At 66.3% G+C, this 22,690-nt stretch carries 20 protein-coding genes and 1 pseudogene; 12 read left to right on the top strand and 9 right to left on the bottom strand.

Annotated elements, in window-relative coordinates:
- The first annotated feature begins 83 nt into the window (after window positions 1-83).
- Window positions 84-515, top strand: coding sequence for a nitroreductase family deazaflavin-dependent oxidoreductase (locus A5724_RS30495; RefSeq protein ID WP_067811290.1), 432 nt, complete (start codon window positions 84-86; stop codon window positions 513-515).
- 118 nt (window positions 516-633) lie between these two features.
- On the opposite strand, the gene A5724_RS30490 is transcribed toward A5724_RS30495, so the two are convergent.
- Window positions 634-1,815 carry an acetyl-CoA C-acyltransferase gene (locus A5724_RS30490; RefSeq protein WP_067811286.1) on the bottom strand — a complete coding sequence of 394 codons (1,182 nt, stop codon included), beginning with the start codon at window positions 1,813-1,815 and terminating at the stop codon, window positions 634-636.
- A 94-nt stretch (window positions 1,816-1,909) separates the two neighbouring features.
- On the opposite strand from A5724_RS30490, the gene A5724_RS30485 reads away from it, so the two are divergent.
- Entirely contained in the window at window positions 1,910-2,389 is a 480-nt protein-coding gene (locus tag A5724_RS30485) for a helix-turn-helix domain-containing protein (protein WP_067811281.1), read from the top strand.
- Here A5724_RS30485 and A5724_RS30480 read toward each other — a convergent pair.
- Both A5724_RS30480 and A5724_RS30475 read right to left on the bottom strand, forming a co-directional pair.
- On the bottom strand, window positions 2,371-3,777 hold the full coding sequence (locus A5724_RS30480) for a selenium-binding protein SBP56-related protein (protein WP_067811280.1): 1,407 nt from the start codon (window positions 3,775-3,777) through the stop codon (window positions 2,371-2,373). The genes A5724_RS30485 and A5724_RS30480 overlap by 19 nt on opposite strands.
- A 62-nt stretch (window positions 3,778-3,839) precedes the next feature.
- Complete coding sequence (locus A5724_RS30475; protein ID WP_067811278.1) at window positions 3,840-4,334, bottom strand: nitroreductase/quinone reductase family protein; 495 nt, start codon at window positions 4,332-4,334, stop codon at window positions 3,840-3,842.
- Between the two features lie 116 nt (window positions 4,335-4,450).
- Between A5724_RS30475 and A5724_RS30470 the strand changes: the two genes are divergently transcribed.
- On the top strand, window positions 4,451-5,221 hold the full coding sequence (locus tag A5724_RS30470; protein WP_369830686.1) for an SDR family oxidoreductase: 771 nt from the start codon (window positions 4,451-4,453) through the stop codon (window positions 5,219-5,221).
- Here the strand turns inward: A5724_RS30470 and A5724_RS30465 are convergent.
- Together A5724_RS30465 and A5724_RS30460 are read right to left on the bottom strand one after the other, a co-directional pair.
- On the bottom strand, window positions 5,194-6,030 hold the full coding sequence (locus A5724_RS30465; RefSeq protein ID WP_067811270.1) for an alpha/beta fold hydrolase: 837 nt from the start codon (window positions 6,028-6,030) through the stop codon (window positions 5,194-5,196). The two genes, A5724_RS30470 and A5724_RS30465, sit on opposite strands and share 28 nt — an antisense overlap.
- 101 nt (window positions 6,031-6,131) lie before the next feature.
- Window positions 6,132-8,924 carry a LuxR family transcriptional regulator gene (locus A5724_RS30460; protein ID WP_067811267.1) on the bottom strand — a complete coding sequence of 931 codons (2,793 nt, stop codon included), beginning with the start codon at window positions 8,922-8,924 and terminating at the stop codon, window positions 6,132-6,134.
- A gap of 44 nt (window positions 8,925-8,968) precedes the next feature.
- Here A5724_RS30460 and A5724_RS34035 point away from each other — a divergent pair, with 44 nt between their 5' ends.
- The 3 genes from A5724_RS34035 to A5724_RS30450 are packed head-to-tail and all read left to right on the top strand — an operon-like array spanning window position 8,969 to window position 10,817.
- A complete protein-coding gene (locus A5724_RS34035) occupies window positions 8,969-9,169 on the top strand; it encodes a hypothetical protein (RefSeq protein WP_156752521.1) in 201 nt (66 codons plus the stop codon).
- Window positions 9,166-10,278, top strand: a complete 1,113-nt coding sequence (locus tag A5724_RS30455; protein ID WP_082965358.1) for a LysR family transcriptional regulator — start codon at window positions 9,166-9,168, stop codon at window positions 10,276-10,278. Before A5724_RS34035 ends, A5724_RS30455 begins: the two co-directional genes overlap by 4 nt.
- Window positions 10,275-10,817, top strand: a complete 543-nt coding sequence (locus A5724_RS30450; protein WP_067811264.1) for a sigma-70 family RNA polymerase sigma factor — start codon at window positions 10,275-10,277, stop codon at window positions 10,815-10,817. The genes A5724_RS30455 and A5724_RS30450 overlap by 4 nt, the downstream gene beginning before the upstream one ends.
- A gap of 79 nt (window positions 10,818-10,896) precedes the next feature.
- On the opposite strand, the pseudogene A5724_RS35260 reads toward A5724_RS30450, so the two are convergent.
- Window positions 10,897-11,161, bottom strand: a pseudogene (locus A5724_RS35260) (MmcQ/YjbR family DNA-binding protein); the annotation flags it as partial.
- 33 nt (window positions 11,162-11,194) lie between these two features.
- Here A5724_RS35260 and A5724_RS30445 point away from each other — a divergent pair.
- The 5 genes from A5724_RS30445 to A5724_RS30425 are packed head-to-tail and all read left to right on the top strand — an operon-like array spanning window position 11,195 to window position 20,091.
- A complete protein-coding gene (locus A5724_RS30445) occupies window positions 11,195-12,130 on the top strand; it encodes a DUF389 domain-containing protein (protein WP_067811391.1) in 936 nt (311 codons plus the stop codon).
- Between the two features lie 12 nt (window positions 12,131-12,142).
- Window positions 12,143-15,523, top strand: a complete 3,381-nt coding sequence (locus A5724_RS30440; protein WP_067811260.1) for a DUF2126 domain-containing protein — start codon at window positions 12,143-12,145, stop codon at window positions 15,521-15,523.
- Window positions 15,523-18,159 carry a circularly permuted type 2 ATP-grasp protein gene (locus A5724_RS30435; protein ID WP_067811257.1) on the top strand — a complete coding sequence of 879 codons (2,637 nt, stop codon included), beginning with the start codon at window positions 15,523-15,525 and terminating at the stop codon, window positions 18,157-18,159. The genes A5724_RS30440 and A5724_RS30435 overlap by 1 nt, the downstream gene beginning before the upstream one ends.
- Window positions 18,156-19,079 carry a transglutaminase family protein gene (locus tag A5724_RS30430; protein ID WP_067811254.1) on the top strand — a complete coding sequence of 308 codons (924 nt, stop codon included), beginning with the start codon at window positions 18,156-18,158 and terminating at the stop codon, window positions 19,077-19,079. The genes A5724_RS30435 and A5724_RS30430 overlap by 4 nt, the downstream gene beginning before the upstream one ends.
- Complete coding sequence (locus tag A5724_RS30425; protein WP_067811250.1) at window positions 19,072-20,091, top strand: putative zinc-binding metallopeptidase; 1,020 nt, start codon at window positions 19,072-19,074, stop codon at window positions 20,089-20,091. The genes A5724_RS30430 and A5724_RS30425 overlap by 8 nt, the downstream gene beginning before the upstream one ends.
- 13 nt (window positions 20,092-20,104) lie before the next feature.
- On the opposite strand, the gene A5724_RS30420 is transcribed toward A5724_RS30425, so the two are convergent.
- Complete coding sequence (locus A5724_RS30420) at window positions 20,105-20,857, bottom strand: sugar phosphate isomerase/epimerase (RefSeq protein WP_067811245.1); 753 nt, start codon at window positions 20,855-20,857, stop codon at window positions 20,105-20,107.
- Complete coding sequence (locus A5724_RS30415; RefSeq protein WP_067811242.1) at window positions 20,842-21,420, bottom strand: hypothetical protein; 579 nt, start codon at window positions 21,418-21,420, stop codon at window positions 20,842-20,844. Before A5724_RS30415 ends, A5724_RS30420 begins: the two co-directional genes overlap by 16 nt.
- A gap of 23 nt (window positions 21,421-21,443) precedes the next feature.
- On the opposite strand from A5724_RS30415, the gene A5724_RS30410 reads away from it, so the two are divergent.
- Entirely contained in the window at window positions 21,444-22,274 is an 831-nt protein-coding gene (locus A5724_RS30410) for a DUF3097 domain-containing protein (RefSeq protein WP_067811225.1), read from the top strand.
- On the opposite strand, the gene A5724_RS30405 is transcribed toward A5724_RS30410, so the two are convergent.
- Window positions 22,271-22,666 (bottom strand): cupin domain-containing protein, encoded by a 396-nt coding sequence (locus A5724_RS30405; protein WP_067811222.1) that lies wholly within the window; start codon window positions 22,664-22,666, stop codon window positions 22,271-22,273. The two genes, A5724_RS30410 and A5724_RS30405, sit on opposite strands and share 4 nt — an antisense overlap.
- Window positions 22,667-22,690 lie beyond the last annotated feature (24 nt).

The following is a 22,690-nucleotide window of genomic DNA, read 5'->3' as shown; positions in this document are numbered from 1 at the left end:
CGAAAATCGTCGCGCAACGAGCGGACTTCGGCGAGTACCAGAAGCGCACTATCGGATCCATCGCCGAGGTAGCTTCATGCCTCATGACGGAGATACCTGACGCCGAGGCCATGAAGGCGTTCAACAAGAGCATCGTCGACGAGTTCCGCGCCAACGGCGGCGTGGTCGGTGGGCCCTTCGAAGGCGCGACGCTGCTGTTGCTGACCAGCACCGGCGCCAAGTCGGGTCAGCCGCGGTTGGCGCCGCTGGCCTACTTCACCATCGACGCGAAGATGATCATCGTCGGCTCGAAGGCAGGCGCCGACACCAATCCCGATTGGGTGCACAACCTTCGGGCCAATCCGCGGGCGCACGTCGAGGTGGGCACCGACGGATACGACGTCGTCGCGCGTGAGTTACCGCAGCAAGAGCGTGACGCGATCTACCCCAAGGTGGTCGCGCTGGCGCCGGGATTCGGCGAGTACCAAGCAAAGACCAGTCGCGTCATTCCGCTGTTCGAACTGCAGCGCGTTTAGGCAGGCCTCGACCAGCCCGCTTGTCGTTGACGAAATCTCGGGCGTCCTGTGTCGAAGATTGCACTCAGGGTCGTGAAAGGCACCAGATCACGACCCTGAGTGCAATTGGGGGCAAGCCTTACAGGCGTTCGATGATGGTTGCGTTGGCCATGCCGCCCGCCTCGCACATCGTCTGCAGCGCATAGCGTCCGCCGCGCTGCTCCAGCGCGTTGACCATCGTGGTCATGATGCGTGCACCGCTGGCACCCAGTGGGTGGCCGATCGCGATCGCGCCGCCGTTGACATTCGTCTTCGCCAGGTCGGCCCCGGTGTCTTTGGCCCAGGCCAGCACGACGGGAGCGAACGCCTCGTTCACCTCGAACAGGTCGATGTCGCCGATCGTCAAACCCGCTCTCTGCAAGACCTTTTCGGTTGCGGGGATGACGCCGGTCAACATGTACAGCGGGTCCGACCCGACGACGGTGGCCGTGTGGATGCGGGCCAGCGGGCGTAGACCGAGGCGTCGGGCCACCTCGCTGGTGGTGATCAGCACGGCCGCGCTGCCGTCGGACAGCGGCGACGAGTTGCCCGCGGTGATCTCCCACTTGATCTGCGGGAAACGCGCCTCGTAGGCCGGGTTGTAGAACGCCGGCTTCAAACCGGCGAGCGTATCGACGGTGGTACCGGGACGGACGATCTCGTCGGTGGTGAGCCCCGCAATCGGCACGAGTTCATTGTCGAACCGGCCCTCTTTGGTTGCTGTCGCGGCCTTTTCGTGACTGCCTGCCGAGAACTCGTCGAGTTGCTGACGGGAGAATCCCCACTTCGCGGCGATCAGTTCGGCGCTGATGCCCTGCGGCACAAGGCCTTCCGGGTAGCGCTGCGCCATCTGACCGAACGGGTCACTGCCGGGCAGCACACTCGAGCCCATCGGGACCCGACCCATCGACTCCACGCCGGCGGCCACGGCGATGTCGTAGGCCCCCGAGATCACCCCCTGGGCGGCGAAGCTGATCGCCTGTTGGCTGCTGCCGCACTGGCGGTCGACGGTGGTGCCAGGCACCGCTTCGGGGAAGCCCGCGCCGAGTAGCGCGTTGCGCGCGATGTTGACCGCCTGATCGCCCACCTGGGTGACCGCGCCTGCGATGACGTCGTCGATCTGCGCCGGATCGATGCCGGTCCGGTTCACCAGTTCTTTCAGGCTGTGCGCCAGCAGGTCGACAGGCAGCACGTCGTGCAGTGCGCCACTGGCCTTGCCCTTTCCGATCGGGGTACGTACCGCACCGACGATGACCGCGTCGCGGCCCACATATCCGGCCATTTCCGCCTCCTGAACTCCACGCTGAGTATTGCTCGCTATATCCAGCTATAACACCTAGGTATAGTGATAACAACCCAGAAAAGGAGTGACGTGCATGACAGTGCTGCAGGGGCGGCTCGCCGACCGCGACACCTGGTCAGCGGTGGGGCACTGCCCGATCGAGAAGACGATGGCGTTGGTGGGGACCAAGTCGGGGATGCTCATCATGCGGGAGGCGTTTTACGGCACCACCCGCTTCGAGGACTTCTGGCGCCGCATTGGCGTCACCAAGGCTGCGGCGTCGGCCCGGTTGACCGAACTCGTCGACGCCGGCCTGCTGGAGCGAAGGCCCTACAAGGAGCCGGGACAGCGTCGGCGTGACGAGTATGTGCTCACCGACGCCGGACTGGATTTCATGCCGGTGGTGTGGGCGATGTTCGAGTGGGGTCGGCGGCACCTGCCGGAGAGCCCGTCGCTGCGGCTCGCCCACCGGGATTGCGAAGCCGAGGCCACCGTCGAGATCCGCTGCGCGCGCGGGCATCGTGTGCCCGCCGATGAGCTCGCGGTCCGGCTCGCTCAGTCGGTGAAGCAGTAGGAATCGCTCGACGCGTCTCCGCCCTGCAACCGGGTCTGGTGCACCCGCAGGCCCCGAAAGTCGTTGCCGTTGGGAAAGAAGGCGGGGTCCGCAACGAGTCCGCCGCCGTCGACGTCGGCGTCCAGTTTGGCCATCCACGCGCCGACACCGTCGGGATAGAACACTTCGTCCCACGCCGCGTACAGCGAGTTGGTGGCGTAGATGCGCCTGCCGTCGCGGCTGATCTCGATCATCTGCGGCCCGCCTGCCAGCGGCAGGTCCGGGTCGGCGGGATGCGGTTCGCGCCGCACCACGCCGCCGAGGCGAACAGATGCCGTCTCGCGGGGACGGAGCGGGTCAGCTACGTCGAACTGTTTGAGTTCGCCAGTACCCCAACACGATACGTAGAGCCAACGATCGTCGACCGAGAGATCGATGTCCGTCACCAGCGGCGGGACCGCGCCGAACGGTCGCAACGCCGGCGGAAGATCGTCGACGGCGGCGGGTTCGGCCGGGATGGTGATCACCTTCTCGACGGCCCACGCGTCGTCCTCCCGGTGCCACAACCACACCGACGCCGACAGATCCTCGACGCTGATCACCACCCCCGCGAATCCCCACGTCTTCGTCGGGTCGTGCGCGGGCCGCAGTTCGAGCACCATCTGGTGTTCATCGCCCAGGTCGATGCGCTGGGTCAGGGTGCGGTCGGACATGCTCCAGAAGTTCAGGTGGTGTCCGAACTTTCGGCCGAGCAGATCCTCGGGGCTCAGGCCATTCTCGATCATCGACGGCGAGGCCCACTCGGAGGTGATCACGGTGTCCTGGCGCAGATGCCACCAGACGTCGTAGGCGAAGAATTGCTCACCGCGGTCCTTCTCCCATCGCCCGACGACCTCGAACGTGTCGTGGTCGAGCAGTGCGACACCGCCCGGCCCGTCGTCGCCGTTCGGTCCGCCAAGAGCGGACATGAAGATGCCGCCCGGCCCGCAGTGCACGGTGTGCGGACGCGAGTAGCCGGCCTTGGCCGCGAGCTCGTCTGCGCCAATGGTGTGCGCCAACACCGGGTTTCGCGGGTCCGGTTGAGTATCGAGCACGTAGGTGTTCGACGACCGGATGCCAGGAACCACCAGGTAACGCCGCTGGATCGCATGGCCCTCGTGACCCTCGTGGCACAGCGCGCTCGAGCAGGCGTTCCAGCCGAAGTGGTGCAGTTCGTTGCCCGCCGTCGGAAGCTCGGACCAGCCGACCACGCGACCGTATGACGACGAGGACGAGTCGCAGTCCACCACGGCGAGCGCATCTTTCGCCTGGCCTCCTGGATCGAATGCGACAACATAGGCAAGCTGCTCAGGCACCGCGGCGATGGCGGCACCCGGGCTGCGGTAAAAGGTGGGGTCAGTTGCAGCCATGCCTGCAGATCATCCTCCGCGCCGCTGACGTTGGGGTAAAAATGGACGGTTGACCGCTGTGACTACGACGCCGAGAGTCGGATGATCGGGATGGTTCGGCCGCTGACGGCCGCCCGGCCGCGGTAATCGGGAAATAGCGGATAAATGCGGTCGGCGCGCGCCCACAGTCGGGCCAGCTCGGCTGGGTCGCGGACTTCGGTGGCCGTCATCGCCACGGCACCGTCGCCAGCACCGACGTGAACGTGCGGATTGGCCTTGAGGTTGTGATACCAGGCCGGGTGTCGGTCACGCCCGAAGCTCGAGGCGATGACGATGACGTCATCGCCGTCACGGAAGAACAGCACCGCGCAGGTGCGGAGAATGCGTGACTTGGCGCCGACTGTGGTCAGCAAGGTCGACGGCAGCATGAGGGCCATGCCGATGTGTCCGCGCGTGACGCGCATCAGCCACGGGTCGACCTTGGGAGCGATGTTCAACGCAATCCATCGCCCCGTGGCCGTCCCGAGAAATACCGTGTAGAGGCGAGCCCCTACGCCTAAATGGTCGAGGTCGGCCATGAGCAGGTTTCCTTCGCTACAGAATCGCGTAAATGCAACGACGACAACGCCTCTCGCGTCTGAAAACAGTCCGCGACGTCCATCCGCGCCGGTTATGGGTGCTATCGACAGTCTGCATGGTGCCCCTGCACGATCCGCGTCATGTCTGCAGTTGTTCAGTTCGGAGAAAGGAGATCATGGACATCAGAAGTTCAGTTGCCTTCGTCACAGGTGCCAATCGCGGTCTGGGCCTAGCCTTCGCTCGTGCCTTACGTGCTCGCGGCGTGCGGCGCGTCTACGCCGGAATGCGAAACCCCGAACCGTTCGACGACCCGTCGATCGTCCCGGTGCGACTTGACGTCACCGACCCCGACACGGTCGACTCCGCCGCCGAGAAGTGCGGCGACGTCACATTACTGGTCAACAACGCGGGTATCGGTGTGGTGAACCAGGGCGCGCTCGATCCCTCTTTTGTCGACGTCGCCCGCCGAATGTTCGAAACCAACTTCTATGGAATGGTCCACACCAGCCAGGCATTCGCGCCGGTGATCGTCGGCAACGGTGGAGGTGCGATCATCAACGTGCTGTCCGATGCCACATGGTTCGCACGGCCGCTGGTCTCCGCATATTCGACCACGAAGTCTGCGGCGTGGAACTTCACCAACGCGCTGCGGCTCGCGCTACGCGATCGAGGCGTTCTCGTGACCGCCTTACACGTCGGGTTCGTCGACACGGACATGGCCGGCGCAATCGATACGAAGAAGTCGGATCCACGTGTCGTCGCGGAGACAGCACTAGAGGGTGTTGGGAACGACCAGGAAGAAGTGCTCGCCGACGAGCAGTCGCGTCGGGTCAAGAGCACTCTGTCGGCTGCGGGGTACTACCTTTCTCCGCCGCAGATTGGGTGACGCAGCTTGCGCCAAAAGCTGCTGACCAGTTCGCCGTACTCGTCGGCGGCGTCTTCCCACACAAAGTGGCCAGCGTCGAGAACAGTGAGATCACCGTCGGGCAGGCTGGCCGCAAGAAGCTCGGCATCCTCCGGCGGCGCAAACGGGTCACGGCGTCCGGCGATGATCCTCACCGGTGTCGACACTTCGGCGAGCAAGTCGCGCAGGACTGTCACCTCGGCATGGTAGCTCCGCATGTACCTCAGTGAGTCCACGAAGCGGACGCCCTCGTAGGAACATTGGTAATCGTCGCGGATCTCAGGGGGGAGTTCATACCGCTCGATCAGCGAGAGCATCCGGTCGAGGAAGTGTCGTGAATCGCTGATGTGGCCGTCGTCGCGCGAGCCGGTGAAGAGCTCATCTAGTTCTCGTCGACGTGGGGACATGCCGCTGATGACAAGGCTGCGAAGCCGCCCCGGATGTCTGGCCGCGGCGAGAAGTAAAGCGGCTGTGCCGCTGCCGGGCCCAACGGCGTGTGGATTGTCCAAGCCCATCGCATCGATCACTCGAATGATGAACTCCGCCATCGCCTCTGGCGTCAGCAACGATGGACGGCGCTCTGAGCGGCCGAATCCCGGCAGGTCGATCGCCGTGAGTTGCACGTCCTCACACAGGCACGCCCATACCGGTTGAAACGCCAACACGCTCTCCGGCCACGGGCTCAAGAGCAACGCCTGTTCGCCGCGGGGTGGGGTTTCGGCGACGCGGATCGCCAGTCCGTCGATGGTTCGGTAGCGAAGCTCCATCGGGATGTTGAACCACTTCGTCACTGGCAGTTCCCTTCCGACCGGGTTTATTAGTGTCTTTCCCGTCGACGAAACTTCGCATCCGCCATCGCACAGTCATGTGAATTTTCCAAAGAACGCGACTTTCAGTCGTGGTCGCGGTTTCTGGCTCCCACTTGACTGGAGGACAGGACGTGGGTCAGTTCCGCGCGTGACCGGATGCCGAGCTTGGAGAACACCTTGCGAAGGTGGTACTGGACCGTGCGGGGACTGATGAACAATTGGACGCCGATTTCGGGGTTGGTCAATCCATCCCTCGCGAGCCGGGCCACCTGCAGTTCTTGGGGTGTGAGCTCATCGTGCGTCGTGGTCTTGCGCTTGCGCGCAGTCTCACCGGTGGCGAGCAACTCGCGACGCGCCCGCTCGGCGAACCCGTCGGCCCCCATGGCGGTGAACATTTCGTCGGCAGTACGAAGCGCGGTGCGCGCTTCGACACGCCTGTTTTCACGGCGCAGCCATTCGCCGTAGAGAAGGTGGCCGCGGGCAAGTTCGGCAGCCACATTTGTCTGGCCGAGTAGGACGAGGGATTCTCGGTAATAGCGTTCGGCCGCTTGCCCGCTGGTGAGCAGCGCACGCAGGCGCGCTTGAATGCCCGATAGCCAAGCGGTGGAGTTCGTCCCGATGCGGTCCGAGACGTATTCCAACGCCACAGTGATCCCGTCCACGTCTTTAGTGCGGGAAGCGGCTTCGGACAGTTCAGGGATGACGAAGGCCGAGAATCCGACGTGGTCGCTTTCGAAAACCCGGCGGGCGGCGACGAGGGCCTCCTCGTGGCGGCCCAAGCCGTTGTAGAGCACCGATCGCGCATACGCGGCGAAGTCGGCGACCTTACACAATCCACGCTCGGTAGCGGACGCCTCCGTAGCCCCAATCAGTTCCGACGCCGACTGCTCATGGCCACGCCAGGCAGCCATCAACATGTCCATGAAAGTCAGCGGCGCGTTTCCCGTCGCATCGGCTACCAGCCGACCTTCGTCGATCACCAAGCTCGCGGTCGCGAACTCGCCGCGTAGCAGATAAGTCCACGCCAGGTACTGCAGCGCGAACTGGAGGTACACCGGCGCGCCGGTGCGACGGGCGAAATGGACGAGTCCCAAAGCCAGTTCGTGCCACGCTTCTGCATCCCACAGCTCGGCGGCAAGAGCAGCTGTCACTTTCGAGCGGGCCAGCGGGAGCCACAAACGGGCGTCGTCGCGTGCATCGTCAGCGAGCATCAATCGGATGGCGTGGGCGAGCATCGGCGCACCCGCCTGATAACCGTCGGTGTACAGGGACGCAAGCGCATCGAGCAACACATCGACTGTCCGCGGCGGCTGGAGGCTTGGGGTACCTGCGCGTGCTGCCGCCGCGGTCTCGCGCATACCGCCGGGGCCGTCGAGATCAGCAAGCCACATCGTCGCGTCGAGAGCCTGTAGTCGGACTTCTCGTGTCAGCTCAGGACTGAGGGGAGCGAATAGTGCGGCAGCGCTTTGCAGATAGCGAGCCGCATCCTGGACTCGGAGTTGATCGAACGCGATTTCCCCGCGCAGGTATTGCGCCTGTGCGAGCTGCATGTCGTCGAGCGGCGCGCCGTCGGTGGCGACAAGCAGTCCGAGGGCGGCATCGAGCGCCCCGGCGTCACGTTTGGCCTTGGCGGCGGCCAAAGTGCGACTGCCGCGGCGCGCGGGATCAGGGGTGAGCGCTGCCGCGCGTTCCAAAAAGGCGGCTGCTGCGGCCAACCCGCCACGGCTTTGAGCGCGGTCGGCGGAGCTCTCGAGTTCCTCGGCGACGCCTTCATCCGGCCCCACGGACGCCTGCGCCCGATGCCAAGCGCGTCGATCCGGATCCACCCGGGGGTCGGTGGCATCGGCCAATGCCCGGTGAACGGCTTGTCGATCGGACAGCGAGGCCGATCGATAGGCCGCCGACCGAACCAGCGGATGGCGAAACTGCACCCGCGTGCCGACTTCGAGGAGACCAGCGTCCAGGGCAGGCAGCGCGGCCTCGGCGTCGACGCCAAGCAGAGATGCTGCACTCCATAGCAGGGACGGATCGCCCACCGGGTCCGCCGCAGCCAACTGAACGAAACGTACGGCCGCTTTGGGCAACTGCTCGAGGCGGCGCCGAAAGCTCGCCTCAATTCGGCCCGAAAGCGGGATCAGCCCGGGCAATGTGAAACCGCCGGCCAGTTCCGCGGGTGTGACGCCTCGGGTGAGTTCAAGTAGCGCCAACGGATTGCCGCGAGTCTCGGTCACGATCTGGTCGCGTACGTGGGGATCAACCGGGGCCGTGAGTACGGAGTCGAGCAGAACCCGTGCCTCCTCAACCGCCAACCCGTCAACCTTCAACTCCGGCAATCCGGACAACTCGTCGCTCGGCGTTCGCGACGCGAAGACGAGGCCGACGGACTCGGCACCCAACCGGCGCGACACGAATGCCATGACCTGTTTGGACGCGCTGTCGAGCCACTGTTCGTCGTCGATCACGCAAATGACTGGCTGCTCATCAGCGACCGCGGAGAGTAGAGTCAACGCGGCCAAGCCAATGAAGAATCTGTCGGATTTCGCCGCGGCACTCAGGCCGAACGTGGTTTCGAGTGCCTCGCGCTGAGGCTGCGGCAAGACATCGAGCCTGCCGATGATCGGTGCTAGTAGCTGGTGCAGGCCGGCAAAGGCCAGCTCCATTTCCGCTTGCACACCGCCCGCGTGTAGCACGAGGCAGCCGGTCGCCTGCTGGACCAGCGCCTCCAACAACACCGTTTTGCCAACACCGGGCTCACCGCTGACCACCAGCACCCGGCTTTGGCCGGAGCGGATCGCCCCGAGAAGTTCGCCGAGTGTGCGCATTTCGCTTCGTCGGCCGATCAACCCGACGGCAGGAACACCAAGACTCCCGGCCATTTCCCAGCCGACGGTACACGTTCACCGGCTGTAAAGGCTGGCAAGTGGCGGACTCGAATCACCCGCCTGCGCCCGCACACTGGGGTCCTACGGGGATGATTCACGACCCCAGCCACGGCGCCTTCACGCACGGCGAGGCGTTCCACATGGAGAGAACGATGATGCACACGATCTTGGGCATGCTGTTGGTTTCGCCTGCCTTGTTCGCCGGTGTCGGATACACGTTGGTATCGAGGCGGCCATGACCACAGACAGCTCGGACATTGCCTTCGAGGCAAACGAAACCGCCCTCGTGCCAACAAGGTTGCGATTGCAACCGTCCCGAACACTCTCCCCGAGCGAAAAGGTCCCTGTGCCACATCAGCGCGAATCTCGGCGTAGCGTTCGGCCGTCGCGCGGCAGCCAGCCCGCCGGACCGTCGGCAGGTGATGGCGCTTCGACAGTTGGGTTCCTCACTCCAGCCAGACTGGAGGCCTTCCTCGCGGTAGCCGAGGAAGGCGGTTTCTCCGTCGCCGCGCGAAGACTTCACGTCAGTCAACCCGCGCTTTCTCAAACGATAGGTGCACTGGAGGATTACCTCGGCGTGAAGCTATTCGTGCGCGCAAAATCTGGCGTGCACATCACGCTGGCCGGGCGTGCGCTGCGGGCGGAGGCGCGCGCAGTCCTTGCCAAGCATCACCAACTCCGGCGGGTGATGGCGGGTTATACGGTCGAGGGTGGAGGCGTGATCCGACTGGGGATTCCGCTGTTACTCAGCGTCGACGTGCTGCGCGCGCTTGCACAATTCGCGGCAGGCGACCGCCCGACGCGGGTCGAACCGCGCTACCACCAATCGATGTCTGACCAGCTCGAAGACTTGCGTACCGGCGCACTTGACGTGATCTTCGTGAGAGAACGGCCGATTGGCGCAGAGTTCGACGCGGTGTTGGTGGCGCGCGAGACTCTTGGAGTCCTGCTGGCAACGGATTTGGGGGCGCAAGTCACCGACTCGAGCGGCGTTCGCCTTGACGCTCTGAGGGGACTGCAATGGTTCGACTGGCCCCGGGCGAGCAGCCCCGCCTGGCATGACGAACTGGCGGCCATCCTGCGGGGCCACGGAATCGACATCGGCTCGGCGGACGACGAAGGCGAGATTGCGATTCCCTCCGTCATGCTGGCCGCGGTCGGCTCGCGGCAGGCTTTCGCCCTTGTTCCCCGGCATAGCGTGCCGCCGGCCTCAGACACCGTCGTGTGGGCGCCGATCGCGGGTGATTCCGTGGTCCAACGAACCTGGGCCGTGTGGCGTGCTACTTCGCGTCGCCGCGATATCGCCCAACTCATCACCACACTCGATGCGCCGGACGACGACGAATGACCGAGAACTTCGAGACTCACCAACGCTTCCAGCGTGACGTTCTGCCACTGCTGGACCGGCTTGACCGCCAAGCCCTTCGGCTGACACGCAACCACGCGGACGCAGAGGACCTTGTACAGGACACATTGGCCAATGCGTATGCCGCCTTCGCATCCTTTCAGGAGGGCACCAACCTCATTGCGTGGCTGGGCCGCATCATGACCAACGCTTACATCAGTTCCTACCGCAGAAGCCAGCGCAGGCCGCAGTACCCCGTCGATGACATCACCGACGCGCAACAGTATGCCGAGAGTCGACACTCCTCTTCCGGGTCACCCTCGTCGGAAGAACTTGCGTTGAAGATGTTGCCGGACAGTGAGATTAGAGCGGCGATGCAGGAGTTGCCCGAGCACATCCGGACTGTGGTCTACTACGCAGACGTGGAAGGTCTCCGACGCTCGGACATCGCCAAGATCATGAACACTCCACACGGAACCGTCATGTCACGGCTGTATCGCGGGCGCCGTCGGCTGCAGAAGGTGCTCGGCGGATTCGACTAATCCGGTTGTCGGTCAACGTGAGTCGTGGGCTATTCGCTCCGATGATCACCGCTATCAAGACTCTGCATCGCAACGTAGTTGTTATCAGCTCCTGGAGTTCGGCAACGTCGATCTCGGCCAGCCGAACCCGCACCGCGGGGTAGCCGTCGAAATGCGGGGCCACCCGGATACCGGGGATCTCGAGGTCCGGCGCGTCCGCCCCGAGTGCCGTCTAGTCCGCCTTGCGCAGCGGCAGTTCCCAGGCAATGAGCTTTTCTCGCACCCGCCAGTTGCGCGGCGAGGCCTCCGCGGTCTCGGGAAGCTCAGCGGCAATGCCGGCGACGTCCGTCCGTCCAGGTCGCCATCACAACAGCCTAGGACTGGCTACTGTGCCGGACATGCTGCATTTGCGGGTGATCGCGCCGACCGAACTACGCGAACCGGTCATCGAACTGCTCACCGAGAACCCCGGTGTGACGCATCTGGTCGTCCACCGCGGGGCGGCGCTCGACCCGGACGGCGACGAGATCACCGCCGACATCGCCAGGGAGTCGGCCAACGAGGTCATCGACGGACTCAAACGGCTGCGGGTCAAAGAACGCGGAGCGATCACACTCGACGTCGTCGACACAGTGCTGTCGACCCGCGCTTACCGCGCCGAGGACGAGGCCGCAGGTGATCCGGCCGACGCCGTGGTGTGGGACGAACTCGCCGCCCGCACCCGGGAGGAGTCCACGCTCAACGCCGCTTACCTGACCTTCCTGTGCCTCGCGTGCCTGATCGCGGCGGTCGGGGTGGTCACCGATTCGCCCGTCACCGTCGTCGGCGCGATGGTGGTGGGGCCGGAGTTCGGTCCATTGGCCGCGCTTGCCGTCGCGCTGGCGCGCCGGCGGGCCTACCTCGCGCGCCGCGCCGCCGTGGCGTTGTTCGTCGGCTTCCCGGCCGCGATGCTCGTGACGGCCCTCGGCGTGCTCGGCGGGGAGGCGCTCGGCTGGATCACCCTGGAAAGCACCCGCCAGTTGTCCGAGGTCGACTTCATCTTCCGGGTCGGGCCGCTGTCGTTGGTGGTCGCCCTGTTCGCCGGCGCAGCAGGCATGTTGTCGTTGGTGTCGGCGAAATCCGCTGCGCTGGTCGGAGTTTTCATCTCGGTCACCACGGTGCCCGCCGCGGGTTTCGCCGTCGTCGCGGCCACGGTCGGCGACTGGTCGATCGCGGCGCAGTCCGCCGCCCAGCTGGCCGTGAATCTGGTCGGCATCGTCGTGGCAGGCGTGTTGGTGTTGTGGGTGCGTCAGCTCGCGGATCGCCGTCGACAGGCACGGGCGCGGACATTGTGATGTGATCGCACCGTGGGCATCAAGGTGGCGCTGGAGCATCGCACCAGCTACACATTTGACCGGCTGGTGCAGGTGTACCCGCACGTCATTCGGCTGCGTCCGGCTCCGCATTCGCGCACGCTGATCGAGGCCTACTCGCTGACGATCGAACCCGGCGACCACTTCATCAATTGGCAGCAGGACGCGTTCGGCAACTTCCTGGCGCGGGTGGTGTTCCCGAACCGGGCCCGCGGCCTGACCATCACGGTCGGCTTGATCGCCGATCTGAAGGTGATCAACCCGTTCGACTTTTTCATCGAGGACTGGGCCGAACACTGGTCTGGTTCGGCTGGTTTCGAATACCCCAAGGCGCTCGCCGAGGATCTCAAGCCGTATCTGCGGCCGGTCGACGAAGACGCGGTGGGGTCCGGCCCCGGCGATCTCGTCCAGGCGTGGGTGGAGAACTTCGCCGTCGCCCCCGGCACCCGCACCATCGATTTCCTGGTCGCGCTCAATCACGCGATCAACGCCGACGTCGGCTACAGCGTGCGGATGGAACCCGGGGTGCAGACCCCGGATCACACGCTGCGCACCGGGATCGGCTCGTGCCGGGACTCGGCGTGGCTGCTGGTCTCGGTGCTGCGCCAACTCGGGCTGGCCGCCCGGTTCGTGTCCGGCTATCTGGTCCAGTTGACCTCCGACGTGGAGGCGCTCGACGGGCCGTCAGGCCCGGCCGCCGACTTCACCGATCTGCACGCCTGGGCCGAGGTGTACATCCCCGGCGCCGGCTGGATCGGGCTCGACCCGACCTCGGGGCTGTTCGCCGGTGAGGGCCACATCCCGTTGTCGGCGACGCCGCATCCCGAATCGGCGGCCCCGATCACCGGCGCGACCGAGCCGTGCGAGACGACGCTGGACTTCTCCAACCTCGTCACCCGCGTGCACGAAGATCCCCGAGTCACGTTGCCTTACACCGAGGCGGCGTGGGGCGCGATCTGCGCGCTGGGCGCCACGGTGGACGATCGGTTGACTGCTGGAGACGTCCGACTCACCATCGGCGGCGAGCCGACCTTCGTGTCGATCGACAACCAGACCGACCCGGAATGGAGCACGGACGCCGACGGCCCGCACAAAAGGGAGCGGGCCTCCGCGTTGGCGGCCCGGCTGAAGAAGATGTGGGCGCCGCAGGGCTTGGTGCAGCGCAGCCAAGGCAAGTGGTATCCCGGAGAACCGTTGCCGCGCTGGCAGATCGGGTTGATCTGGCGGGACGACGGTCAGCCGCTGTGGACCAACGAGGCGCTGTTTGCCGATCCGTGGGCAGGCGCCGACCCGCAGGCGCTCGCACCCGATGCGGGCTGCCAGGTGCTGACGGCCATCACCGACGGGCTCGGGTTGCCGCCCTCGCAGGTGCGGCCGGCCTACGAGGACGCGCTCGGCAGGCTGGCGGCCGCGGTGCGAAGGCCCGACGGCGAACCCGTCGCGAGCGCAGACGATTTGGCCGACGACACACCCGCGGAGCGCGCGGCGCTGCTGGCACGCGTCGACGAGGCCGTCACCGAACCGGCCGCCTACGTGCTGCCGCTGCATCGCCGCGACGACGACTCCGGATGGGCCAGCGCGGACTGGAAACTGCGTCGCGGCCGCATCGTGCTGCTCGAAGGCGACTCACCGGCCGGGCTGCGGCTGCCGCTGGACTCGATCAGCTGGCATCCGCCGCGGCCGTCGTATGACGCTGACCCGTTGCCGCGGCGCGAGGAGTTGCGGGTCGACGCCGAGCCGGCTGCCGTCGTTGAGGACGCCGATGGCGCGCCCACCACCGCGATGGTCGCCGAAATCCGCGACGGACACCTCTATTTGTACCTGCCGCCCACCGAGCGGCTGGAACACTTCGTCGACCTCGTCGCCCGCGTCGAGGCCGCCGCGGCCAAAGTCGACTGTGCCGTCGTGATCGAGGGCTACGGCCCGCCGCCGGATCCACGGGTCCGCTCGATGACGATCACCCCTGACCCCGGCGTCATCGAGGTCAACATCACCCCAACGGGCAGCTTCGCCGAGCAGCGGCAGCAGCTGGAGACGCTCTACGAACAGGCGCGTCAGGTCCGGTTGTCCACCGAATCGTTCGACGTCGACGGCACCCACGGCGGCACCGGAGGCGGCAACCACATCACCCTTGGCGGTCAGACGCCCGCCGATTCGCCGCTGCTGCGCCGCCCCGATCTGCTGGTCTCGCTGCTGACCTACTGGCAGCGTCATCCGTCGCTGTCTTATCTGTTCGCGGGACGGTTCGTCGGAACGACGTCCCAGGCGCCGCGCGTCGACGAGGGCCGCGCCGAGGCGCTCTACGAACTCGAGATCGCGTTCGCCGAAATCGCCCGGCTCACCGCAGGCGCAAGCGTCGCTCCGGGACATGGTCGCTCCGCAAGCGTCGCTCCGGGACATGGTCGCTCCGCAAGCGTCGCTCCGTGGATCACCGACCGCGCGCTTCGCCACCTGCTCACCGACATCACGGGTAACGCACACCGCGCGGAGTTCTGTATCGACAAGCTCTACAGCCCCGACAGCGCGCGCGGTCGACTGGGTCTTTTGGAGCTGCGCGGCTTCGAGATGCCGCCGCATTTTCAGATGGCGATGGTGCAGTCGCTGTTGGTGCGATCGCTGGTGGCGTGGTTCTGGGACGAACCGCTGCGCGCCCCGCTGATCCGCCACGGCGCCAACCTGCACGGCCGATATCTGTTGCCGCACTTCCTGATTCATGACATCGCCGACGTCGCCGCCGACCTGCGCGCGCACGGCATCAACTTCGACACCAGCTGGCTGGACCCGTTCACCGAGTTCCGGTTCCCGCGCATCGGCACCGCGGTGTTCGATGGGGTCGAGATCGAACTGCGCGGCGCGATCGAACCGTGGAACGTGCTCGGCGAGGAATCCACGGCGGGCGGCACCGCCCGCTATGTCGACTCGTCGGTGGAACGGATCCAGGTCCGGCTGATCGGCGCGGACCGGCACCGCTATGTCGTCACCGCCAACGGCTACCCGATCCCATTGCTGTCCACCGACAATCCCGACGTCCAGGTCGGCGGGGTGCGGTTCCGGGCGTGGCAACCGCCGAGCGCGTTGCATCCGACCATCACCGTCGACGGGCCGCTGCGGTTCGAGTTGGTCGACACCGTGACCGCGACGTCGCGCGGCGGTTGCACCTACCACGTATCCCACCCGGGTGGCCGCGCGTACGACAGCCCGCCGGTCAACGCGGTGGAGGCCGAATCCCGACGCGGCCGCCGGTTCGACGCGACCGGCTTCACCGCAGGCAAGGTCGACATGTCCGACATCCGCGAGAAGCAGGCCCGCCAATCGACCGATGTGGGCGCACCGGGCATCTTGGATCTGCGCCGGGTGCGTACCGTTTTGCAGTGATGGCTTTACCCGCGCCGAACACGCACGACATCGACAACCTGCTCGCCCGGTACCGCGCCGCGCGCTCTCAGCAGGCGCTTTTCGACGTCCGCGGTGAACGCGCCAGCACCGGGTACGACGAATTCGTCGACGCGGCAGGCAATGTCCGCCCCGCCTGGCAGGAGCTCGCCGAATGCGTCGGCGAACGTGGCCGCGCCGGCCTGGACCGGCTGCGCTCCGTCATCCGCAGTTCGGTCGACAACGACGGCATCACCTACATCGAGGTCGACAGGCACGGCGACGCGGTGACCAACGGCGACGGCGCCGCGGAACCGGCGCCATGGCACCTCGACGCACTGCCGCTGGTGCTCTCGTCCACCGACTGGGACACCCTGGAAGCGGGTCTGGTGCAACGGTCCCGACTGCTGGACGCCGTGCTGACCGACCTGTACGGGCCCCGCCACGCGATCAGCAGCGGCGTGCTACCTCCCCAGCTGCTATTCGCACATCCGGGTTACGTCAGGGCCGCGCGCGGCATCGAGGTGCCCGGCCGCCACCAGCTGTTCCTGCACGGCTGCGACGTCAGCCGGTCGGCCGACGGCGACTTTCGGGTGAACGCCGACTGGGCGCAGGCGCCGTCCGGCGCGGGCTACGCCTTAGCCGACCGGCGCGTGGTGGCACACGCGATCTCGGACCTCTACGAGCGGATCGGCCCGCGGCCCACATCGCCGTGGGCGCAGGCGTTGCGGCTGGCGCTGATCGACGCCGCGCCGGAGTCCGCCGAGGAACCGGTGGTCGTGGTGCTCAGCCCGGGTATCCGTTCCGAGACGGCGTTCGACCAGGCCTACCTCGCCAGTGTGCTCGGCTTCCCGCTGGTGGAAAGCGCCGATCTGGTGGTGCGTGACGGCAAGCTGTGGATGAGGTCGATGGGCACGCTCAAGCGTGTCGACGTGGTCTTGCGTCGCGTGGACGCCGAGTACGTCGATCCGCTTGACCTGCGGGCAGATTCGCGGTTGGGCGTGGTGGGACTGGTGGAGGTGTTGCGCCGCGGCGCGGTCACGGTTGTGAACACGTTGGGCAGCGGCATCCTGGAAAGCCCTGGGCTGCTGCGGTTTCTGCCGGAATTGGCGGAGCGGTTGGTCGGTGAGACACCGCTGCTGGAGACGACGCCGATGTACTGGGGTGGCATCAACACCGAGCGCTCGCACCTGCTGACCAACTTGTCGTCGCTGTTGATCAGGTCCGTCACCGGCGGCAAGGCGATCGTCGGACCGGCGTTGTCGTCGGCGCAGCGCAAGGAACTGGGCACGCGTATCGAGGCCACGCCCTGGCAGTGGGTGGGCCAGGAATTGCCGCGGTTCTCGACGGCGCCGAGCGACTTCTACCCGGGCGGGCTGTCGTCGGCCAGCGTCGGCATGCGGTTGTTCACCGTCTCGCAGCGCAGCGGCTACGCGCCGATGATCGGCGGCCTGGGTTATCTACTGGCCCCGGGCCACGCCGCTTACCGGTTGAACAGTGTTGCAGCCAAGGACATTTGGGTGCGCAGCCCGACCCGCGTCACGGTCGAGACGCTGCCGAGCCCGGTCGATTTGGCTCCGGTGACGCCGAGCCCGATCCGCGCCGTCAGTTCGCCGCGGGTGTTGTCCGACCTCTTCTGGATGGGCCGCTACGCCGAACGTGCCGAGAACATGGCCCGGCTGCTCACCGTCACCCGTGAGCGCTACCACGAATACCGGTACCGCCGCGAGATGGAAGGCAGCGAATGCGTGTCGGTGCTGCTGGCCGCGCTCGGACACACCACGGGCACCGACACCGGTGCGGGCGGCGACTACGCGGAGATGGTGGCGACGGCCCAGAGCACGCTATGGTCACTGACCGCCGACCGGCGCCGGCCCGGCTCGCTGGCGCAGTCGGTGGAGCGGCTCGGGCTCGCCGCCCGCGCGGTGCGCGACCAGATGTCCAACGACACCTGGATGGTGCTGTCCGCGGTCGAGCGGGCGCTGCTGCACGCCTCCGAATCGCCGCCCGAATCGCAGACCGAAGGGGAGGCGTTCCTGTCGTCGACGAGCAGTCTGGCGCTGGCCGGGATGCTGGCGCTGGCCGGTGTCGCGGCCGAGTCGGTGGTGCGGGACGTCGGGTGGACGATGATGGATATCGGCAAACGTATCGAGCGTGGGTTGGCGTTGACCTCGTTGCTGCGCGCGACGTTGACGACCGTGCGCAACGCGGGCGCCGAACAGACCATCACTGAGTCGACGCTGGTGGCCTGCGAATCCTCGGTCATCTACCGACGACGCACACTGGGCAAGGTTAGTGTGGCTGCTGTGGCGGACCTGGTGTTGTTCGACACCGAGAACCCGCGCTCGCTGGTCTACCAACTCGAGCGGCTGCGGGCAAACCTGAAGGCGCTGCCCGGATCATCCGGATCGTCGCGCCCCGAGCGGCTGGTCGACGACATCGCGACGCGACTGCGCCGCCTCGATCCCGCCGACCTGGAAGAGGTCGCCGACGGCGCTCGGGTCACGCTGGCCGATCTGCTCGACGGGATACACGGCGATCTGCGCGAGCTGTCGGGCATCATCACCGCCACGCATCTGTCACTGCCGGGTGGAATGCAACACCTGTGGGGCGCTGACGAATTCAGGGTGGTGCCGTGACCGACGGGCCTGTCGGGTCGGGATCGAGCCGGTGCTACCAGATCTCGCACAGCACGGTGTACCGCTACTCGGACGACGTCACGAGCTCCTACGGCCGCGGCTTTTTGATCCCGCGCGACTCGTCGCGGCAACGGTGTCTGTCGCATGAGCTGATCATCGAGCCGGAGGCCGCCGACAGCTCGACCAGTCGCGACGTCTACGGCAACATCAGCTCGTACTTCCATGTCACCGAGCGCCACCGCACACTGTCGATCACCAGCAAGTCGATCGTGGAGGTGGATCCGCCCGCGCCAGAGCTCTACAGCGCCGGGTCGGCCCGCGCCCCGTGGGAGATCGCCCGGCCCGTCGGTGCGGACGGTGCGCTCGCCACCGAGTTCACCCTCGACCTGCAGCCACCCGAGATCACCGACGAGCTACGCGCATACGCCGCAACGAGTTTCGAACCGGGTCGCCCGCTGATCGACGTGCTGCGCGACCTGACGTCGCGGATCTACTCCGACTTCACCTACCAATCCGGATCGACCACGGTGTCGACGAAGGTCAGCGAGGTTTTGGCGGCCCGGGAAGGGGTATGTCAGGACTTTGCGCGGCTGGCCATCGCCTGCCTGCGCGCCAACGGGTTGGCGGCCAGCTACGTATCGGGGTACCTGGCCACCGACCCGCCGCCAGGAAAGGAACGCATGATCGGCATTGACGCGACACACGCGTGGGCGTCGGTGTGGACGCCGCAGAATCAATGGCTCGCTTTGGATCCCACCAACGACCAGATGGTCGACGAGCGCTATATCTTCGTCGGGTTCGGCCGCGACTACGCGGATGTACCCCCGTTGCGCGGCATCATCTTCACCGACGCGGAGAGCAGCGTGATAGATGTGTCCGTGGACGTGGCGCCGTATGAGGGCGGGATGCTGCGTGCGTGATTTCCTCTGCCCGAACTGCGGGCAGCGGCTGGCCTTCGAGAACTCGGTTTGCCTGAATTGCGGGAGCGCGCTCGGCTTCTCGCTGGAGGACATGGCGTTACTGGTCATCACCACCGGCGGCGACCACGCAGGTTCAGTTGACGCGCGCGAGTACCAGCTGTGCGTGAACCTGCATCTGGCCGAATGCAATTGGTTGGTCGAGAAGGGTCCGGTCGACCGGCTGTGTGCATCGTGCGCGCTGACCCGCACCCGGCCCAGCGACGCGGACACCAAGGCACTGGCGGCGTTCGCCGCCGCGGAGAAGGCCAAACGCAGACTGATCGCCGAACTCGTCGAACTGAAGCTGCCGATCGTGGGCCGTGATGAGGACCCGCAGTACGGCCTGGCGTTCGACCTGTTGTCCAGCGAGCAGGAGAAGGTGTTCACCGGCCACCACAACGGTGTCATCACACTGGACCTCGCCGAGGGCGACGATGTGCACCGCGAGCAACTGCGGGTGGCGATGGACGAGCCCTACCGCACGCTGCTCGGGCATTTCCGCCACGAAATCGGCCACTACTACTTCTACCGGCTCGTCGAACCGGCGGACGCGTACGCGGAGCGCTTCCGTGAACTGTACGGCGATCCCGATGCCGATTATCAGGCCGCGCTGGACCGGCATTACCAGGAGGGCGCGCCGCCGGGCTGGGAGGACAACTACGTGTCGTCCTACGCGACAATGCATCCCGCCGAGGACTGGGCGGAGACGTTCGCCCACTATCTGCACATCCGCGACACGCTGGACACCGCTGCGGCGTTCGGCTTCGCACCCGCCGCGGCCACGTTCGAGCGTAAGCAGTTGGGGCCAAGCGGTTTTGACGCGATCATCGACATGTGGCTGCCGCTGTCGTGGGCGCTCAACATGATCAACCGCTCGATGGGCAAGGAAGACCTCTACCCGTTCGTGTTGCCGCCAGCGGTGCTGGAGAAGATGCGGTTCATCCACACCATCATCGACGAACTCGGGACTTGACCGCCTCCAGAGGTCAGGTCCAGTACCGGGCGGTGGTGGTGTACAACCGCTCAACCAACACGTCGACGGATAGCTGTCGAAGCTGGGCACTGAGCACCTCGACGCTGACCGTGCCGTCCCACCCCCGGTCGAGAAGCGTTGCGGTGAAACGGTCCAACTCGAGGATGCCGTCACCGGGTAGGGCGCGACGGTGCAGGCTCTCGCGGATCATGCGGTCGCGATGCTCGGGTTGCAGCGCGTCGGTGAATTGCACGTAGGCGATGTCGTCGGGAGGCAGCGTGGCCAGATCCTCCCAGGTGTTGTCGCTGAAACAGAAGTGCCAGGAGTCGACCAACAGCCCGGCCCGCCCACCGCGCCGAGCGGCCCGTACGTACGCCACGCCATCCTCGATTGACGGGATCGCGCCCAACGGGGTGTATTCCACCGCCATGCCCGCACCGGCATCGTCAAACAGTTTGGCGCAGCGGGTAATCCACGCGGTAGGCACTTTGGTGGTGAACACCGTGAGCACCCACTGCGCGTCGACAGTCTGCGCCCGGTCGGCCAACTGCTCGGCACTCGACATTGTGGCCGATTCGTCGTCACCGACGATGAACGCCAGCAGTTCGTGGCAGCCGACGCCCGTCGCGGCGTAGGCATCGACCGCCGCGGCGTCGACCCTGTCCGCATTGATGCCCACGGCGGTGAAACCGGCCGCAGCAGCCGCCGCGACGAGGTCGGCCGCCGCGACATCCCACTTCCCGTCGGGGGTCAGAGCGAGCTGCACAAAAACGCCTTCCCACGCGGGGAAAGCCGGTAACCCACGTCGAGGCTGATGGTCAGCCCCAGCCCCTTGAGTTTTCGCACCCGGCGCTTGAACCGCGGCACGTCCAGCCCGACGCGAGCGGCCAAGTCCGGGGCCCGCACCGCCTCGTTGGCGCCGATCATCGTCAGATAGTCACGCGTCCACGGGGTTTCGGCGGCAGCGTCCCAGCGTGCCAGCCGCGCGGCGATCGCAGCGACGTCGGCATCTGACAATCGGTCGTCCGCGGCCAGATCCGGTCGCTCGTCCGGACCCAGATAAGACACGGTCACCACATACGTGTGCTGGGCGGGACGACGATCGAGGTCCTTCTGCGCGGACTGCGCATCCGGGTACCCGGCGGCCCGCGCCTGTGCTGCGGTGACCCGATAGCTGCCCGGATACTCGGCGACGTCGTCGATGCGGATCGTCCCGGTCACCGTGCGCTGCGTCCCGCCTGCCTTGGCCCGCGGCGCGTCCCACCGGCGCAACACGAGTGTGATGTCACCGTTTGCAATGCCTTCCGCCGTGTCGCGATTGAGCAGCACGCGTGTGACCCTACGATCGCTCGGTGGCTGATCGCTATGGCATCGATGTTCTCGCCAACAACCCGCACCGCAAGCCCCGCTCCACCGAGCAGCCGGTCGAGATCGGCATGGTGGTCGAGGACGCCCAGACCGGATACGTGGGCGCGGTGGTCCGTGTCGAATACGACCGGATGGAACTGGAGGATCGCAACGGCCGCCGCAAACCGTTCCCGATCGGGCCCGGCTATCTGATCGACGGCAAGCCCGTGATTCTCACTGCGCCGAAGCGCACGGCGCCCAAGGCTCCTGCCCGCACCGCATCCGGTTCGGTGGCCGTGCAGGCGAAGGCCAGAGTGGCGCTCGCCAGCCGGATCTACGTCGAGGGCCGCCACGACGCCGAGCTCGTCGAGCAGGTGTGGGGCGACGACCTGCGCGTCGAGGGTGTGGTCGTCGAATACCTCGGCGGCGTCGACGATCTCGTCGGCATCGTCGAGGAATTCCAGCCCGGCCGCGGGCGTCGACTCGGCGTTCTCGTCGACCACTTGGTGGCCGGCTCCAAGGAGGCGCGCATCGCGGACGCCGTGCGCCGCGGTCCCGGCGGCGCACACACACTGGTGGTCGGCCACCCCTTCATCGACATCTGGCAGGCCGTCAAACCTGCGCGGCTCGGCATCTCGACGTGGCCGGTGGTGCCGCGAGGCACGGACTGGAAGCACGGCGTGTGTCAGGCGCTGGGCTGGCCGCACAGCCAGCAGGCCGACATCGCCAGAGCATGGCAGCGGATCCGCGGCCGGGTGCGGAACTGGAACGACCTCGAGCCCGCGCTGATCGGCCGGGTCGAGGAACTGATCGACTTCGTGACGGCAGACGCTTAACCGAGCGCGTGCCCCGTCGTGCTGTCGATGTGGTCGGGGATTTCTCCCTCGTGCCGGTCGCCGGTCGTCGCAGTGCCGCGGGGTTCGAACATCAGGATCGAGGCACCGGGCGACGACGGCTTGTGCTCGGTGCCCTTCGGCACGACGTACGTGTCGCCCTGGCGCAACACCACGATTGACTCCCTGCCGTCGCCATCCCGGACGGCGACGTGGAACTCGCCGTCGAGGACGAGGAAGAACTCGTCGGTGTCCTCGTGCACGTGCCACACGTGGTCACCCTTGGCGTGGGCGATGCGGACGTCGTAGTCGTTGATACTGGCGACAATCCGCGGGCTGTAGACGGCGTCGAACGATGCAAGCGCCTCGGCCAGATTGATCGGCTTGGTGGTCACCAGTCGATCGTATGTCCGCTGCCC

The sequence above is a fragment of the Mycobacterium sp. ACS1612 genome, assembly GCF_001667505.1.
Lineage (GTDB): Bacteria > Actinomycetota > Actinomycetes > Mycobacteriales > Mycobacteriaceae > Mycobacterium.
The sequence above is the reverse complement of the archived record's forward strand: the minus strand, read 5'-3'. Positions and strand labels throughout refer to the sequence as shown.